Below are 14,517 nucleotides of genomic sequence, written 5' to 3' on the forward strand. Positions count from 1 at the left end.
GATCCGGCAGGTCCTCGCTCCGGAATGTGAGAGCGAGCGTGCTCCCTGACGTCGTGACTATTCGGCCACGTTCTTGAGCTGGGCCATCACCTCGGTGGGCGCCTTCTCCTCGTATTCCACCTTCTCGCCGTCGCGAATCTGGCGGCTTCCCTCCAGGACGATCGTGTCGTCGACGGCCAGCCCGTCCTTGATCACGAAGATGTCGTCCAGTTCATTCTGAATCGAGATCTCGCGCTGGTGGGCGACGTTGTCCTTGTCGACGACGTAGACATAGCGCTTGTCGAGAATCTCGAACGTCGCGCGTTGCGGGATGACGACTGCGTTCGGCAGCACCCGGTTGATCAGCACCGTTCCGGTCTGCCCGTGACGCAGGAGCCCTTCGGGGTTTGGAAAGTCGGCCCGGAAGGCGATGTTTCCGGTCTCGTTGTTGAAGTCGGCCTCGATGGCTCCAATCTTCCCGGCGTACCGGAATTTCGAGTGGTCCGCGAGCATCAGCTCGACCACGAGGTCTTCCTGGTGCTTGTCCAGCGTCGCCTTGTATTCGAGGTACCGCCGTTCTGGGACGTTGAAGTACACCCACATGACGCTGTTATCGGAAAGCGTCGTGAGCATCTCGCCTTCTTCGATCAGGCTCCCATGCTGGTGATGCAGCCGGTCGATGATCCCGTCGAATGGCGCCACGATCTTCGTGAAGTTCAGTTCGGCGGCCGCCATCTGTGCGTTCGCCTGGGCCTTCAGCAGCTTCGCCTGGAACAGCGCCACCTCGTTCTGTGACACACCGTTCTTTTCGGCCAGGCGCTTCGTGTTGTCGAATTCCAGCTGCGCCAGCTTGGCTTCGGCGTTCTCGGCATCCACCTTCGCCTGATACACGTTCGGGAGGACCGTGAACATCACATCGCCGGCCTTCACCGCCTGGCCTTCCTTGACGGGGATCTGTTCGAGATAGCCCCGCTCCAGCGCCCGCACTTCGATATGCCGCTGCGAGTGAATCTGGCAGACGTACTGCTGCTTGATCGTGACGTCACGGGAGACGGGCGTCGTTGCCGTGATGCGGTGAGCTTCCTCGTGGTGCTCTTCGTCGTGCTTGGCGCACGCGGAAAGGGAGCAGGAGAGAATCGTCAGGAGCCCAATGCGGGCCAGTAAGCGTTTCATGGGGACTTTGCCCATTGCCAGCCCGAGATGTTCTTGCGCCCCGAGTCCAACGCACCTTGTCGCACGACAAGCAGTTTCAGTATTCGTAGTCGCGCATCGCGGGTGCGTAAACCGCCTTTCGGCCGGGCTTACGAAGATGTAATCCCAGAGGCGTCCCGCCCGGGATTTCGCGTCTCAAAACCGGTCCAGACGGCCGGTTTGCGCCCTGCGGACGCCAGAGCGGCTTTGCAAGACCAGCTCCTTCTTACGGGAGGTGACCGACCGTATCGATGGCCTCGGCAGAGCGGTCGTGACTCCGCTGACACGGGCTTCTTCCTCGTCGGCCATGCGAACCTCCACTTGACCGGCCCGTGAATCGGTGTACTATGTCACTGGTACACAGGTGGCGAATGCTTGCGCACGTTGATCCATCGAACGGCATTCCCATCTACGAGCAGATCGTTCGGCAGGTGAAGTTCGCCATCGCGGACGGATCGCTGAATGTCGGCGACCATGTTCCATCGGTGCGCGAGCTTGCGAGTCGGCTGGCGATCAATCCAAACACCGTCGCCAGGGCTTACCGCGACCTCCAGATTGCCGGACTGCTGCTTCCCATTCGGGGAACTGGTCTGGCCGTCGCGCAGGGCGCTCCCAGGCAATGCCGGAGTGAACGACTCGATCTGATCCGTGAGCGACTGCGGGCGGTGCTGTCGGAGGCCGTCCACAACGGCGTTTCACACGAAGAGATCCGTTCGCTCATGGAGTCGGTTCTCGTACGCCTTCCGGAGCGGGAAGGCGGCGGATAACCACATCACTGGAGAGCGCCTCGCTCTCGAATCCCCGGAAGGGCATTTTATGCAACCTGTGCTTCAGCTGCAGCGGGTCACGAAGCGTTACGGGCGGACGGTGGCGCTGGATGACGTCACGCTGTCGGTTCCGCCGGGAACGGTCTGTGCCCTGCTCGGCGCCAATGGGGCCGGAAAAACGACCGCAATCCGCTCGCTGCTGGGTTTTGAGCGTCCCGACAGCGGAACCGCGACGGTCATGGGAATGGATCCCCAGCGTCAGCCGCTCGAGGTCCGTCGTCGTGTCGGCTACGTCTCCGATAAACCGGCCCTCTACGAGTGGATGACCGTCGACGAGATTGGCTGGTTCACGTCCGGGTTCTATCCGACCGGCTTCCTCACCGAATTCGCCCGTATCGCCGCACGATTCGGGCTGGAAGGGAAGCAGAAGATCAAGGCGCTGTCGAAAGGGGGCCGGGCGAAGGTCGCGCTCGCGTTGTCGCTGGCGCACAAGCCTCAACTGCTGATCCTTGATGAGCCCACCTCCGGGCTCGATCCGCTCGTCCGCCGCGAGTTCCTGGAAAGCATGATCGATCTCGCGGCCGAAGGACGCACGGTGCTCCTCTCCAGCCATCAGGTCACCGAGGTCGAGCGGGTTGCCGATCTGGTGGCGATCCTGCTGAACGGCAAGCTTGTCTGTTTCGAGCGGCTGGAAGACCTGAAACGCACTGTGAGCGAAGTCGTCCTGCAGACGCCGCCCGGATGGCGACTTCCGGTGTCGATGCCGGGCAAGGTCGTCGCGCATGTCCCGCGACACCACGAGCAGTTGTTCATGGTCCGGGATCTCGATCAGGCCGCGCTCACGGCGATGAGCGCGCAGCTCGGCGTCCCCGCCCCCCAGGTCCGTCATCCCAGTCTCGAAGACATCCTTCTGGCCATGCTCCGTGAGGTGCGGCTGGGCGGGACTGTCGAACTGCCGCCCGATCCCTGGACGACCCCCGCCGTGGCTGCGGAAACCGCCGGCATGCATCGCTGATTCCTCACTTCACTGTGACTCAAGCTCTGCCCGCTTCCTGAAGGGTCCCATGGACGCAGTCATCCGCCTGTTCTGGAAAGAGTTTCGGACGCAGCTGCCGGTGAGCACGGCCCTGTTGTTCGGAGTCGTCTTGATTGAGGCGATCTTCGTTGTCTTTCTCCGGACCTCGACGCCCGACCTGTTTCTGGGAACCGCGATCGTTGCGTCTGCCGGTTTCGCGGCTGCGTGCGCGTCGCTGCTGTTCGCCGGCGACGCCGAAGAAGGGCACGCCGACTGGCTGCGTCAGCTCCCCATCTCCTCCGGCGAACTGATTCTCGGAAAAGTCGGGTATGGAGTCGGCGCGGTGGCCTGCTTCGCAGCGGCCACGTTCGTTGTCGCGTCCGTTGCTCTCCGCTTCGCAAACGTGGAGGGAGTCGTGCGGTTCTATATCCCGCTCAGCCAGGCGCTGTTGTCGATTGCAGGCTGCTTTCTCTGGGGGCTGTTCTACTCCGTCCTGTTCCGGCGGCCGCTCATTGTCATGATCGCCGCGGCGCTGACCTCGCTCCTGATCACCGGCCTTTGCGACACGGGGTATCCCAGCGGTCAGGTGGTGCTGGGACTGACATTGGCCGTGCTGGCGCTGGTCGATCTCGGGCTCATCCTGCTCTGGCGTCGGAGGGAAGTCTGGAGGTCGCCCGTGATCCGTGCGAAGAGAAGCTCCATCGGGTTGCAGTCCTGGATGTCTCTGCCGCTCAAATGGCTGGTCACCCGGGGGCCGCTGGAGGCTCGTGGATGGACGGTCCTTTTCTGGAAAGAGATTTGCGGCGCGCTCGTTGCCGTCCTGGCTCTTCTGCCGGTGCTGTTGATTGTTCAAATGCTGGCTCACGAGCGTCCTTTTCGCACGGTGAGCCTCTTCGCGCTCTGTCCGGTCGTGGTGATGTTCGGAGTGCTCTCGTTTCGGGAGGAGCAGCGCCAGTCTCTGATGAGCTTTCTCAGCGACCGCGGCATCTCGCCCGCGCGTGTCTGGGCCGTGAAGTCGTTCATCTGGTTTTCCGCAGCCGTCGGCGTCGCGGCCTTCATGCTGGCAGTCGACGCAGTGACCGCGGCGCCCCAGGTTTCGTGGTCGGTCACGACGCCCTTCAGGCCCTTCGGGATTCCGGCGTTCGATCCCGCCCAGTCATCACGAGGGGAGGGCCCTCGCGACGACGAGTCCGTCGTTCGACTCTGTTCCGTGGTCGGAGCCCTGTTCGTTGGACTGTTCCTGGTGGGTCAGGTCGTTTCCTGCTGGGTTCGCCGCACCGTCCTGGCGGTGTCGCTCGCTTCGCTTGGCACCGTCCTGTTCCTGATCTGGGTCGGCATGATCATCAATAAGGACATTCCTCTCTCAGGAGCCGTCTGGCCTGTTTTGATTGCCCTCATGCTGGCGATCTGGGCCACGCGTCGCGCCTGGATGGAACAGTGGTCCGGTTGGCGGTTGCGTGTCAGGCAGATCGCCTGGATCGTCATTCCATTCCTCGGATGCGCCGGGTTCGCCCTTGCGTCACGCGGCTGGCAGGTTCCGGACACCGATCCCGGATTCGACTGGCGGGCACAGGCCGCTGCCATGGACCGATTCGACAAGGCCTGGTCGGTCCGGTGGGAGCATGCCGTGAACGGCTCCCTGCCCGGAGAGCGATCGGCCATTCAGGCCCAGGGTGAGGCAGCGGCCGAGCGCGCGCGTCGCCGGGAGAAGGCTGCGAAGGAATTCTCAGCCGGAACGCCCTGGGACGCGAAGGCCCTCGAGGCAGCGGCGGGTTCGATCGATCCGCTGATGACTGCGTCCGTCCTGGAGCCGTCAGGGTTTTCAATCCCCCGTGCTCTCACCGCGCTGGAGGATTCCGTTTTTCGAAACGCCGTACTTCTCAATTCCGTCCCTGGGGGAATGACCGCGCCGCGGCCGATGCTGAATGGCCACCTCCACAGAATCAGCAATGCCCTCGCAGGCGTGCACGATCTTCAGCGGCAGGCCAGCTCCTGGAGTGATCTGGCTTCATGTCTTCGTGCGGAAGGTCGCCTCCTCGCGGCGCTTCGCGCATGGGCCGCCCAGCCCGAGCAGGACGAGGCCCTTCTGGATGAGGCCCTGGCGTTGATCGCAGGCCGGGTGAGCCCGTCCGATCGGCCGGCGGGCCTCACGGACGATCTGGCCCTGAGTGCCCGGGAAATGCTGAAGAGGCGATATGTCATCCTCCGGGGGTTCTGCACGGGAGAAGGCCGGATTGGAGAAGCGATCGTCAGCCAGCGGAAAGCGGACGGGGGGCCGGAGGCCCGCTGGTTCTATTCCCGGCTTGCCGCGGCAGAGCGGGAACGGGTGCTGCGGCTCTTGAACTGGGCGACTCTTCAGGAATTGCGGATGCCGTTTGCGAGTCTTCCTGAACTGCAGACCGCGGGGAACGCGCCGGCCACCTGGGAGAATCGACAGGTGGATTTCGCGCGATACGCCAAGACGACTCCGTTGCTCCCGCCGGAACTCGCCGATGCGGCGCACATCATCCCGCAGGGCGACACCATCTCGGCCTGGCAGGGATTCATGATTGGAGTCCAGCAACGAAGAAATCTGACGGCCGTCGCGATTGCGCTGCAGCGACATCGGCTGCTGGAGGGCACTTTCCCGGTCTCCCTCGGCGATCTTGCCTCCCCGCTGCCACACGATCCGTTCACCGGCCAGCCGTTCTTCTTCCAGTCTGGTTTGGCCGACGCCAAGCCGTTGGAGGCCGCGGCCGTCACGTCGATTCCACGGAAGCAGCCGGTCTTGTGGTCGGCGATCGATTCGCAGACCTCAAACATGACGCTCTACTGGATGAAAGTCTCCGAGCGGCTCCAGTATCAGCCCCAGCGGGTTCTGGTTCTTCCAACCAATGAAGACCCCATTCTTGCGAACCTCGACTGGCCGCTCCAACAGTTGCCCGATCCTCCGGATGTGGTCCCCATGGAAGGCATGATGAGTGGGGGGGAGGATCTGGGAAATGTCCCGGCGGCGCCGGAGGACCTGTAGCAGGGTCCCTACAATCGCCGCGACCGCCCTGTTGGTCCTGGTCTGCCTACTCTCCGGAAGCACCATCCTCGATGGTCAATTCTGTCGCGGAGCAATGGTTCCCGTTGCCACACCCCTAAACATTGATACGCTGGCGGGTGAAGCGGGGGACGTACATACGCTGCTGTTGCGATGGGTCTCGTTCGCAGATCTCGGGGGATGTTTCGATGGCTGAAGGCACGATCAAGAAATTGACAGATAAGGGCTTCGGGTTCATCAATACGGGCAAGGGCGCCGATCTGTTCTTCCATATGTCGAACCTGGAAGGTGTTCAGTTCGACGATCTGCGTGAAGGGCAGCGGGTTTCTTATAATGAAGGCCGCGGCCCCAAGGGCGCCCGCGCGGAGAACGTTCGCCCCATCTAATGGACTGCGAATGATTCTGGATTCCGAAGGCCCGCGAAAGCGGGCCTTCTTCATTTCTATCCCGGAGTTCTGTGGGGCGCCCTGCCGCGATCAGGGATCGCTTCGCAGCACCGTGAGTTCCGGCTTCAGGCTGACCTGGTAGCTCGCCAGACGCTCGATCTTCGGACCGCTCCCGCGAACCAGAACCAGCTTGACGTCCGTGTTCTGAAACGGCCTGACGGCTGCCTCGGGATCAGCCAGTTCGTACGACGCCAGGCGGAACCCGGCCCGCAGGTCGTCATCGGTGAAGCGGACTGGCGGAGTCCGCTTCCGCAGGGAAGAAACCTTACCTGCTTTCCACGAATCGAGTGCGGTAATCAGCAGCTCCCGCGCCGCACGGTCGTCCTCGGCCGATTCGGTGGTCGTGACAGACACCCGGCATCCAGCCGTGATCAGACAGAGGGTGATGAGGAGGAAACGCATGCGGATGGCCCGGGCTTTTTGTTGACAGATTTCAGGATCACCCGACTCGTCCCGATCAAAACTCGCTCACGACTTCGCCGGAACCCACGGTCCCCAACCTGCGCCAGACATGTCCGTCGAGCGACGAGGAGATGAAGCGAACAGCCCCGTCTCCCAGGAGCGAATGCACGCCGCCCGTATGGTGGCTGCGCGAAGTCACTGCGGCCCATGTCGGACCGCCGATGCGTTCCCGCCGTGTGATCAGGTCGACATCCGGGTGTTCCATGGCAGGGCCCCCCGGCGTTTTCTTGTTTGGCGGCCAGGCCGTCGTGAATCCGTTGTGATGCACGGCCATCTCGGCCCACTGGGAATGAGCGTTCAGAAGCACCGAACAGCCTCCTCCGTTGTATTCGGGAGCGACCGAGAGGGGATCCGCATCCGGTGAAGGGATGTTGTTGTAGTCGTTGATATTTGCGAACTGCGCGCAATCGCGGATATGCACCTGGTAGTTCTTCACCTCGGACATCAGCAGCGTGCTGCTCGTTCCATCGGTAAAGTCGCGCCATTTCCGGCTGAGGTTCACGCCGAACGCCGACCGCGTGATCGGCGCCGCGGGCGTCGTGAAGCCGCCCCACACATACCAGTCGCCCATCGAGAACCCGTAGTTGACGCCTCCAATGTTGCCGAACGTCGCGTGCAGGAATGGCTCTGAACGAGGTTCGGAAGGGCACATGAACACGTTGATGACGCGGGCCACAGCCGGGAGATTGACGACCGAGCCGTATGCCGAATCCTTGTCGATTCCCGCGTAGACGTTCCCCTGCTCGAGGAAGGGGAGGATGCGTCCGTGTGGACTCATATAGCCGGTCCACAGCGTCGCCCCGCGCTGTTCGATCACGGCCGTCGGCGGCAGGCAGCCGAGCATCGATTCGTAGTTATGAATCGCCAGCCCAAGTTGCTTGAGGTTGTTTTTGCACTGCGTCCGGCGGGCCGCTTCGCGGGCCTGTTGCACAGCGGGCAGCAGCAGCCCGATCAGGATCGCGATGATGGCGATCACGACGAGCAGTTCGATCAGCGTGAAACCCCGGCGTGGTGACATGGGTCGGTCGCTCGAGTGGCCCTGGTTGAAAGTGACGGTCACGGAGTTTTGCTCACGGGAACGTGGCGCGGATACTCATAACGTCCGACGTTGTCGCGGACCCATTCGTAGTAAAAACGCACCCCGCGGTCGCTGACCTTCCGGCCGTACCCTCCCATCTCGGCGTGAGGGGCGGTTCCACTGTTGTTGGTGATCCCCTGAACGAACGCGGAGTGGAACATGAATGCCGAGTTTTCGGCGGCCTTGTACGTTTCACAGTCACGATAGACCGCGGCGATGCCGGCCTCTCCAAACACTCCGTCATTCTGATAGACGTCCTGCCGCAGCATCTCGACGTTGACGACGAAGCCCGTCGTCGCGATCGGCATATCCTTCTGAATCAGCCGGACATCCATGCCGGGATAGGTGTCTTTGGTCTGGGTATCCGCATCGGGGCAGATTCCGACCTCGATGTCGGGGGCGACGTCCTTGAACCATTTCGTCAGCTTGGCCTTCTTCTGTTCTCCGTTCGGCTCGCGAAAGATCTCCTTGTCGATCCGCTCGGGATGGCTGAACTCGTGCATGATGTCGATGAACACGTTCTTCAGCTTTCGGGTGCTGAGGAACCGGGCCGCCTGTTCGATCGCCTGTTGAATCGCTGCGTCGTCATAGAATTCCTGGTCCTTGCGGGGCGTGAACAGTCCGACCATGACGACCATGCCCCGCTTGTCCGCCTCGCGGATGATGCGCTCCAGCCGCTCCGCAAACTCCGGCTTCAGCAGGCCGTCACGCGTGAAGCCGTTCGCTGCGACATTCGGATCGGGCCAGCCGGCGTTGCTTCCCTGGATGTAGACGCCGATCAGGTTGATCCCGTGGGCCACCATGTTGTCCAGGTTCTGGATGTGCCGCTGCGTAACCACTTCGCTGTGAATCGCGTTACCGCAGCGGATGCCCCACAGCCGCACTTCCTGGCCGCCCAGGAACGGCCGGTCGTTGCGGATCTCGAACTCCCTGGTCGCCACAGGTTCGGCTGCGCTGGCGTTGGAAATCCCGATCCACAGCGCGCAGTGACAGAAGAAATGCCCGAAGAACCACCGGTTCAGCATCGGCCTTGTCCGTATTCGATGGATTTGTATGGGTGTCAGAACGCGCCGTCAGGGGGGGCACGTCAGCACCGAAAGCCACGCCCAATGGGATGCCTACGTTATCCAACTGAACTCTGTTGGCCAAATACAGGTTCGCGCAGCTGAAACCGCGGACACAATTCCTGGTGGGAAATTGTCCAGCGCGCACAAATGCGCGGCCGTCAGCAGCTGGAGGCATCCACCGTCGGGGTGGTCAAAACTCGACGCGATACCGCTGCGTGAGCTTTTTACGAACCTCGGCGGTCGCGTTGTCGATCAGTCGCCAACCTTCGACGCGGCGGGCCGTCGCCATGTTCCCCTGCGTCACGTCGATCTGGTTCGCGCTCGCCTGGGTGGCTGTTGCGCCCGAGGCGCTCACGCCGTAATAACCGTCCCACGACACCCCAGTCCGCAGTCCCGATTTGGATGCTCCCGCCGACAGCCCGCGTCCCCGCCGGGCACTCGCCATCACCCGGAGCGTCTGGGCCGTGTTCTCGCCCCACACGAGCAGTTCCTCATCGACGTCCAGGCTCGGCAGGCGATCGATCTTGGCAGCGTATTTGTCCATCCAGACGGCATCCATTCCGCCGCGCGGATCCTGCTTGGAGCGGTCGCCTCGGAGATCATCCAGAAGCGAGACTGCCGATTTGAAGTAGAGCTGCGACTTCGCGGCCATCTGGTCGGCGGAACTCGGCGTGGTCTCCGGCGGCGACTCGGCCGCTGCAAGCTCCACGTTCGGCACCTCCAGCAGGCTCATCAGCCGTCGCAGCGCGCCGGGCGACAGTTCTCCTTCCGCGACGACAGTGCTTCCTCGGATCTCGAAACGGTGGTCAGCAATTTCCGGAAGTTCGACGCCGGCGTTCTGCATCGCGCTGACCAAGAGCGTTTTCGCGATGGCGGCGGAGAAGGTGACCGTTTTCCCGAAGTCGATCCGAGTGGTGGCTTTCACTTCTTTCGCGACGGCGATCTCCACGGTCAGGCCGCGCAACGTCTCCAGTTGAGGCGCGAGGTCCTCCGGCCTGACCGTCCCGCCCGCTGGCAGCGTGATCTTCTTCAGGCCTTCCGCGATCGTTCTCGGTGACAAGGCATCCTGGAGTTCCATCGCGAGGACGATCTGGGTCTTGTCGTTTCCACCAGCCAGCGCCTTCTTCAGGTAGTCCGAAAGCCCGTTTCCTCCTTTGCGTCCTGCGTCGGCCACCCATTGGGACGCCGCTTGCCGGTGAGCTGGCGAGTACAGGCCAATCAGATTCTCGCCCAACGCAACGATGTACGCGTCGCCCGTCGTTGCGATGGCGTCCCGGCCGCGCAGTGTCTCCAGCTGGCCGCCGTTCGCCCGGGCGAGGCCGGCCATCGAAACCGGGGTCAGAAGTTTCATCACGGCCACTTCCGAGGCCGGTTGGAATTCCCTGTCCAGGACAAGCTGTCCCGCCACGAGCACGCTGCTTGCCTCCGGCGGCAGGAATGTCGCGCGGTCGACATAGGCGGCTTCCAGTTTCTTCGTCCACCCGCGTTCGGTCGCGAGAGGGCTCGATTTCAATGCGGCGACATCAATCGCGAGAATCGCGTTCGCATCGCGCTGCGTCGCCCCCGCGAGGTCCTCGAACTGGCCATAGGCCGACGACACGAATCCCCAGCAGACACAGACGAACATGCAGGATCGCCACAGCATTGGGTAGCTCCCGGAAATCGAAATGGTTAGGCACAACAGCACGCCGTCCGCAGCAAATGTCCGTGCTGGAATAGTAATCGCCAACGAAGCCCCGTGTCTCTGAAGCGAGCTTGCTTGATCGCCTGAATCGCCGCGGGGGCTGGCCGCCAATTCCGGCCTGAACCCGGTTGCAAATCCCCACCGTTCCATGACACTACCGCGCATGGACGACGATCTTTTCATTGAACGGGCGCTCGAATCGGCGACCGAAACCCGCTTTCTGCTGACGGCCGCCGGCGCCCGACATGACTCGGCCGCGGTGTTTGAGAAACAGTTCGGGACGGCGCCGGCCATCGTCATCACCGACGAAAGCACCTTCGCGGCGGCCGGACGCGACGTTGTCGACAGCTTCCACCGCAACGGCCATCCCGTTGCCGATCCCTTCGTCTTCGGGCCGGATGTGTACGCCGAGGACCGGTGCGTCCAGCAGTTGCAGGCGGCCTTGACCGGCGTCGAAGGCATCCCCGTCGCCGTCGGCTCCGGAACCATCAACGATCTTACCAAGCTCGTCGCCCACCGCCTGAATCGCCCCTATCTCGCGGTCGCGACCGCGGCCTCCATGGACGGCTTCACCGCCTACGGAGCCTCCATCACCGATAAGGGCTCGAAGCAGACCTTCGATTGCCCCGCCCCCCAGGCCGTCCTCGCGGATCTCGAAGTCATCGCCGCGGCGCCCCCCGGACTGAACGCCTCCGGCTATGCCGACCTCATCGCCAAGATCGCGGCCGGCGCCGACTGGATGATCGCCGACGCCGCAGGCATCGAACCCATTCGCCCGGATGTCTGGGCAACCGTTCAGTCGCGGCTGCACCACTGGGTTTCATCCCCCGCCGGCATCCGCAACTCCGACCCTACCGCGCTCCGCAGCCTGGTCGCGGGCCTCATGATGAGCGGCTTCGCGATGCAGGCTGCCCGGTCGAGTCGACCCGCGTCTGGGGCCGAACATCAGTTCAGCCATCTCTGGGACATGCAGCACCATACTCACAACGGTGTCGCCCCCTCACACGGATTCAAAGTCGGCATCGGCACCCTCGCCTCGATCGGCCTCTACGACGAACTGATTCGACGTGACCTGACATCGCGATCCGTCGACGACCTCATGCAGCGCTGGCCCACCGCGGAACAACTCGAATCGAAGATCCGCGACTTGTTCGAGCCGGGGGAACTCGCGGAGAAGGCCGTCGAAGAAACCCGGGCCAAGTACGCCTCGCGCTCGCAGCTCCGCGAACAGATGAACCGGCTCCACGCCGCCTGGCCCGAGCTCAAGCAGCGGCTCCAGCAGCAGTTGATTCCCTTCTCCCGCCTGAGGGACATGCTGGCCGAAGCAGGGGCCGCCTTTGAGCCCGAGCAGATCGGCATTTCGCGGACGCGCCTTCGCCTCAGCTACGAACAGGCCTTCTACATCAGGCGCCGCTTCACCGTTCTCGATCTCGCCATGCTCTCCGGTGAAGGCGAAGCCGCGATGGACGAACTGTTCTCGCATACCGGCTGCTGGGCCGCCGGGGCAGGGCGTTCATGACCTCAAAGATTCCCGCCTCGTCCGGCGCCCGATCGCTCCGGGACGTCCGTCACGTCGTTCTCGATCTCGATGGCACGCTTTATCGCGGCAATCGACTGTTCGACGTCACGCTCCCGTTCCTGGCCGCCCTTCGCAACCACGACATCGGCTACACCTTCCTCACCAACAACACCTCCCGCAGCAAGACCGACTACGTCGACAAGCTGCGCGCCATGGGAATCGAAACCAGCCCTCCGCAGATCTACACGCCGGCTGATTCCACACTGACCTATCTGCGTGAATCCCTTCCTGCGGTGAAGGTGCTCGGCGTCCTCGGAACTCCGTCGCTCTGCCGACAGTTCGAAGAGGCCGGTTTCCAGGTCCGCTGGGACGGGTGCGAAGCCGTCGTGATCGGGTTCGACACCACGCTCGACTACGAACGTCTCTGCCGTGCCGCCTACGGCATCAGCCTCGGCCTCCCCTTCATCGCGACCCATCCCGACCTCGTCTGTCCAACGGACGAACCGACAGTTCTCGTCGACTGCGGAGCCATCTGCGCCTGCCTCACCGCTGCCACCGGACGCACCCCCGTCATCCTCGGCAAACCCGATCCGGTGATCCTCCTGAACCTGGCCGCGCGGCATCATCTCGAGCCCTCCCAACTCGCGATGGTCGGCGACCGTCTCTACACCGATATCGCCATGGCTCAGCGGGCCGGTTCCGTCTCGGTCCTCGTTCTCAGCGGCGAAGCCACCGCCGCCGATACGGCCGCCATGCCGACCCCTCCCGACTACATCATGACCGATGTCGGCGAATTGGGACGAAGACTCACGGCCGGCGATTGACGCGGCAACGGTCATTGGCCATCACTGGAATTCCTCGATCGACTCCTCTGACGCTCACGGAGAAGACAATGCAGGCTGCAGACACTCTCGAGCCGCCCCCACGCTCGTTGATTGACCGTCTGGGAATTCACCCGCCGCTCGTCTGGGGCTACGTCGGCCTGTTGCTCTTCATGATCGGCGACGGCGTCGAGGCCGGTTATCTCTCCAAGTATCTCGTCGACCGCAACATCGCGACCGAGGACAGCGTCGGCCTCGTCTTCACCGCCTACGGTCTCGCCGTCGCTCTCGCGGCCTGGCTCTCCGGAGCCCTGTCCGATCTCTGGGGCCCGAGGCAGGTGATGGCAGTCGGTCTGGCGATCTGGATCGCCTTCGAAGTCGGCCTGCTCGTCCTCGGAATCGGCCCCGGCAACTACGCCCTCACGATGGTCATGTACACCCTTCGCGGACTCGGCTACCCGCTGTTCGCGTATGGATTCCTCGTCTGGATCTCGGTCGCCGCGCCCGATCGACGATTGGGAACCGCCGTGGGCTGGTTCTGGTTCGCCTTCACCGGCGGTCTGCTCGCCTTGGGCCCTCTGGCCGCCAGTCTCGCCATCCCGCAAATCGGCCCGATGCAGACCCTCTGGCTCTCGCTGGGGCTCGTCGTCATCGGCGGCCTGATCGCGCTGCTCGGTCTTCAGGAGCCGATTGGTAAACGCCGCCTCGCGCCCGCCGGCGAGCATCCCGTCCGGACGCTCCTTTCGAGCATCTCGATTGCCTGGCGCCATCCCAAAACCGCCATCGGGTGCATTGTCCGCATCATCAACACGGCCCCGCAGAACGGCTTCCTCGTCTTCATGCCGATCTATTTCACGAAGACCATCGGCTTCACGCAGGAACAGTGGCTCCAGATGCTGAGCTTCATGTTCATCAGCAACGTCATCTGGAACCTCTTGTTCGGAATCATCGGCGACAAGCTCGGCTGGCGGCAGACCGTCGCGTTCTGTGGCGGCCTCGGCTGCACGATCACGACGCTCCTCCTCTACTACGTCCCCACCACCCAGGGCGCAAACTATCCGCTCTGCGTCCTCGCCGCCGTGCTCTATGGAGCAACGCTTGCGGGTTATGTTCCCTTGTCCGCGCTGATGCCCTCGCTGGCTCCCGAAAGCAAGGGGGCGGCCATGTCGCTCCTGAACCTCGGCGCCGGAGCGAGCAACTGGGTCGGCCCTGCCATCGTGTCGCTGTTCTGGACCCGCTACGGCGTCGGAACCGTGATGTGGATCTTTGCCATCCTCTACATCATCAGCGCCGTGCTGGCGCTGTTCCTGAAACTGCCCGAACGCAAACCGGCCTGAACCAGGCGAGTGCAGTGTCACCACTCAAGCTAAGGGGGCCACTGGCTCCGCCAGTGCAATCAAAGTGGTGACCTCCACTCCAGAGGCATTGGGAACGCCAGTCCTCTCATTTCGTTCCACTTC

12 protein-coding genes are annotated in these 14,517 nt (G+C 63.1%); 7 read left to right on the forward strand and 5 right to left on the reverse strand.

The features are described 5' to 3' along the window. Positions 1-57: 57 nt before the first annotated feature. Complete coding sequence (locus Pan44_RS20000) at positions 58-1,152, reverse strand: efflux RND transporter periplasmic adaptor subunit (RefSeq protein WP_145032839.1); 1,095 nt, start codon at positions 1,150-1,152, stop codon at positions 58-60. A gap of 389 nt (positions 1,153-1,541) precedes the next feature. On the opposite strand from Pan44_RS20000, the gene Pan44_RS20005 reads away from it, so the two are divergent. The 4 genes from Pan44_RS20005 (at position 1,542) to Pan44_RS20020 (ending at position 6,366) form a co-directional block, all read left to right on the forward strand. Continuing rightward, positions 1,542-1,937, forward strand: a complete 396-nt coding sequence (locus tag Pan44_RS20005; protein WP_145032842.1) for a GntR family transcriptional regulator — start codon at positions 1,542-1,544, stop codon at positions 1,935-1,937. 49 nt (positions 1,938-1,986) lie between these two features. After that, complete coding sequence (locus Pan44_RS20010; RefSeq protein ID WP_145032844.1) at positions 1,987-2,952, forward strand: ABC transporter ATP-binding protein; 966 nt, start codon at positions 1,987-1,989, stop codon at positions 2,950-2,952. 49 nt (positions 2,953-3,001) lie between these two features. Beyond that, positions 3,002-5,962: an ABC transporter permease gene (locus Pan44_RS20015; protein WP_145032847.1), complete on the forward strand. Its 2,961-nt coding sequence runs from the start codon at positions 3,002-3,004 to the stop codon at positions 5,960-5,962. Between the two features lie 206 nt (positions 5,963-6,168). Further along, positions 6,169-6,366: a cold-shock protein gene (locus Pan44_RS20020; RefSeq protein WP_145032881.1), complete on the forward strand. Its 198-nt coding sequence runs from the start codon at positions 6,169-6,171 to the stop codon at positions 6,364-6,366. Positions 6,367-6,456: 90 nt separating this feature from the next. Here the strand turns inward: Pan44_RS20020 and Pan44_RS20025 are convergent, their stop codons facing one another. The 4 genes from Pan44_RS20025 to Pan44_RS20040 all read right to left on the reverse strand — a co-directional run bounded on the left by Pan44_RS20025 (position 6,457) and on the right by Pan44_RS20040 (position 10,678). Beyond that, positions 6,457-6,828, reverse strand: coding sequence for a hypothetical protein (locus Pan44_RS20025; RefSeq protein WP_145032884.1), 372 nt, complete (start codon positions 6,826-6,828; stop codon positions 6,457-6,459). Between the two features lie 55 nt (positions 6,829-6,883). After that, positions 6,884-7,906, reverse strand: coding sequence for a DUF1559 domain-containing protein (locus Pan44_RS20030; RefSeq protein WP_145032887.1), 1,023 nt, complete (start codon positions 7,904-7,906; stop codon positions 6,884-6,886). A gap of 38 nt (positions 7,907-7,944) precedes the next feature. Further along, on the reverse strand, positions 7,945-8,991 hold the full coding sequence (locus Pan44_RS20035) for a hypothetical protein (protein WP_145032890.1): 1,047 nt from the start codon (positions 8,989-8,991) through the stop codon (positions 7,945-7,947). A 232-nt stretch (positions 8,992-9,223) separates the two neighbouring features. Next, positions 9,224-10,678, reverse strand: coding sequence for a hypothetical protein (locus Pan44_RS20040; RefSeq protein WP_145032893.1), 1,455 nt, complete (start codon positions 10,676-10,678; stop codon positions 9,224-9,226). A 202-nt stretch (positions 10,679-10,880) separates the two neighbouring features. Here Pan44_RS20040 and Pan44_RS20045 point away from each other — a divergent pair, with 202 nt between their 5' ends. The 3 genes from Pan44_RS20045 (at position 10,881) to Pan44_RS20055 (ending at position 14,394) form a co-directional block, all read left to right on the forward strand. Further along, positions 10,881-12,236, forward strand: a complete 1,356-nt coding sequence (locus Pan44_RS20045; RefSeq protein WP_197453505.1) for a sn-glycerol-1-phosphate dehydrogenase — start codon at positions 10,881-10,883, stop codon at positions 12,234-12,236. Then, on the forward strand, positions 12,233-13,060 hold the full coding sequence (locus Pan44_RS20050) for an HAD-IIA family hydrolase (RefSeq protein ID WP_145032899.1): 828 nt from the start codon (positions 12,233-12,235) through the stop codon (positions 13,058-13,060). Before Pan44_RS20045 ends, Pan44_RS20050 begins: the two co-directional genes overlap by 4 nt. Before the next feature lie 68 nt (positions 13,061-13,128). Further along, the gene (locus Pan44_RS20055; RefSeq protein WP_145032903.1) at positions 13,129-14,394 is read left to right on the forward strand and encodes an MFS transporter; all 1,266 of its coding nucleotides are present in this window, start codon (positions 13,129-13,131) and stop codon (positions 14,392-14,394) included. The last annotated feature ends 123 nt before the right edge of the window (positions 14,395-14,517 follow it).

Origin of the sequence: Caulifigura coniformis (assembly GCF_007745175.1) — a bacterium.
GTDB lineage: Bacteria > Planctomycetota > Planctomycetia > Planctomycetales > Planctomycetaceae > Caulifigura > Caulifigura coniformis.

Excerpts from the sequence above, each read along its gene's own strand:
- Pan44_RS20000 (WP_145032839.1), bottom strand. The coding sequence starts at position 1,152 with ATGAAACGCTTACTGGCCCGCATTGGGCTCCTGACGATTCTCTCCTGC.
- Pan44_RS20005 (WP_145032842.1), top strand. The coding sequence starts at position 1,542 with ATGCTTGCGCACGTTGATCCATCGAACGGCATTCCCATCTACGAGCAG.
- Pan44_RS20010 (WP_145032844.1), top strand. The coding sequence starts at position 1,987 with ATGCAACCTGTGCTTCAGCTGCAGCGGGTCACGAAGCGTTACGGGCGG.
- Pan44_RS20015 (WP_145032847.1), top strand. The coding sequence starts at position 3,002 with ATGGACGCAGTCATCCGCCTGTTCTGGAAAGAGTTTCGGACGCAGCTG.
- Pan44_RS20020 (WP_145032881.1), top strand. The coding sequence starts at position 6,169 with ATGGCTGAAGGCACGATCAAGAAATTGACAGATAAGGGCTTCGGGTTC.
- Pan44_RS20025 (WP_145032884.1), bottom strand. The coding sequence starts at position 6,828 with ATGCGTTTCCTCCTCATCACCCTCTGTCTGATCACGGCTGGATGCCGG.
- Pan44_RS20030 (WP_145032887.1), bottom strand. The coding sequence starts at position 7,906 with ATGTCACCACGCCGGGGTTTCACGCTGATCGAACTGCTCGTCGTGATC.
- Pan44_RS20035 (WP_145032890.1), bottom strand. The coding sequence starts at position 8,991 with ATGCTGAACCGGTGGTTCTTCGGGCATTTCTTCTGTCACTGCGCGCTG.
- Pan44_RS20040 (WP_145032893.1), bottom strand. The coding sequence starts at position 10,678 with ATGCTGTGGCGATCCTGCATGTTCGTCTGTGTCTGCTGGGGATTCGTG.
- Pan44_RS20045 (WP_197453505.1), top strand. The coding sequence starts at position 10,881 with ATGGACGACGATCTTTTCATTGAACGGGCGCTCGAATCGGCGACCGAA.
- Pan44_RS20050 (WP_145032899.1), top strand. The coding sequence starts at position 12,233 with ATGACCTCAAAGATTCCCGCCTCGTCCGGCGCCCGATCGCTCCGGGAC.
- Pan44_RS20055 (WP_145032903.1), top strand. The coding sequence starts at position 13,129 with ATGCAGGCTGCAGACACTCTCGAGCCGCCCCCACGCTCGTTGATTGAC.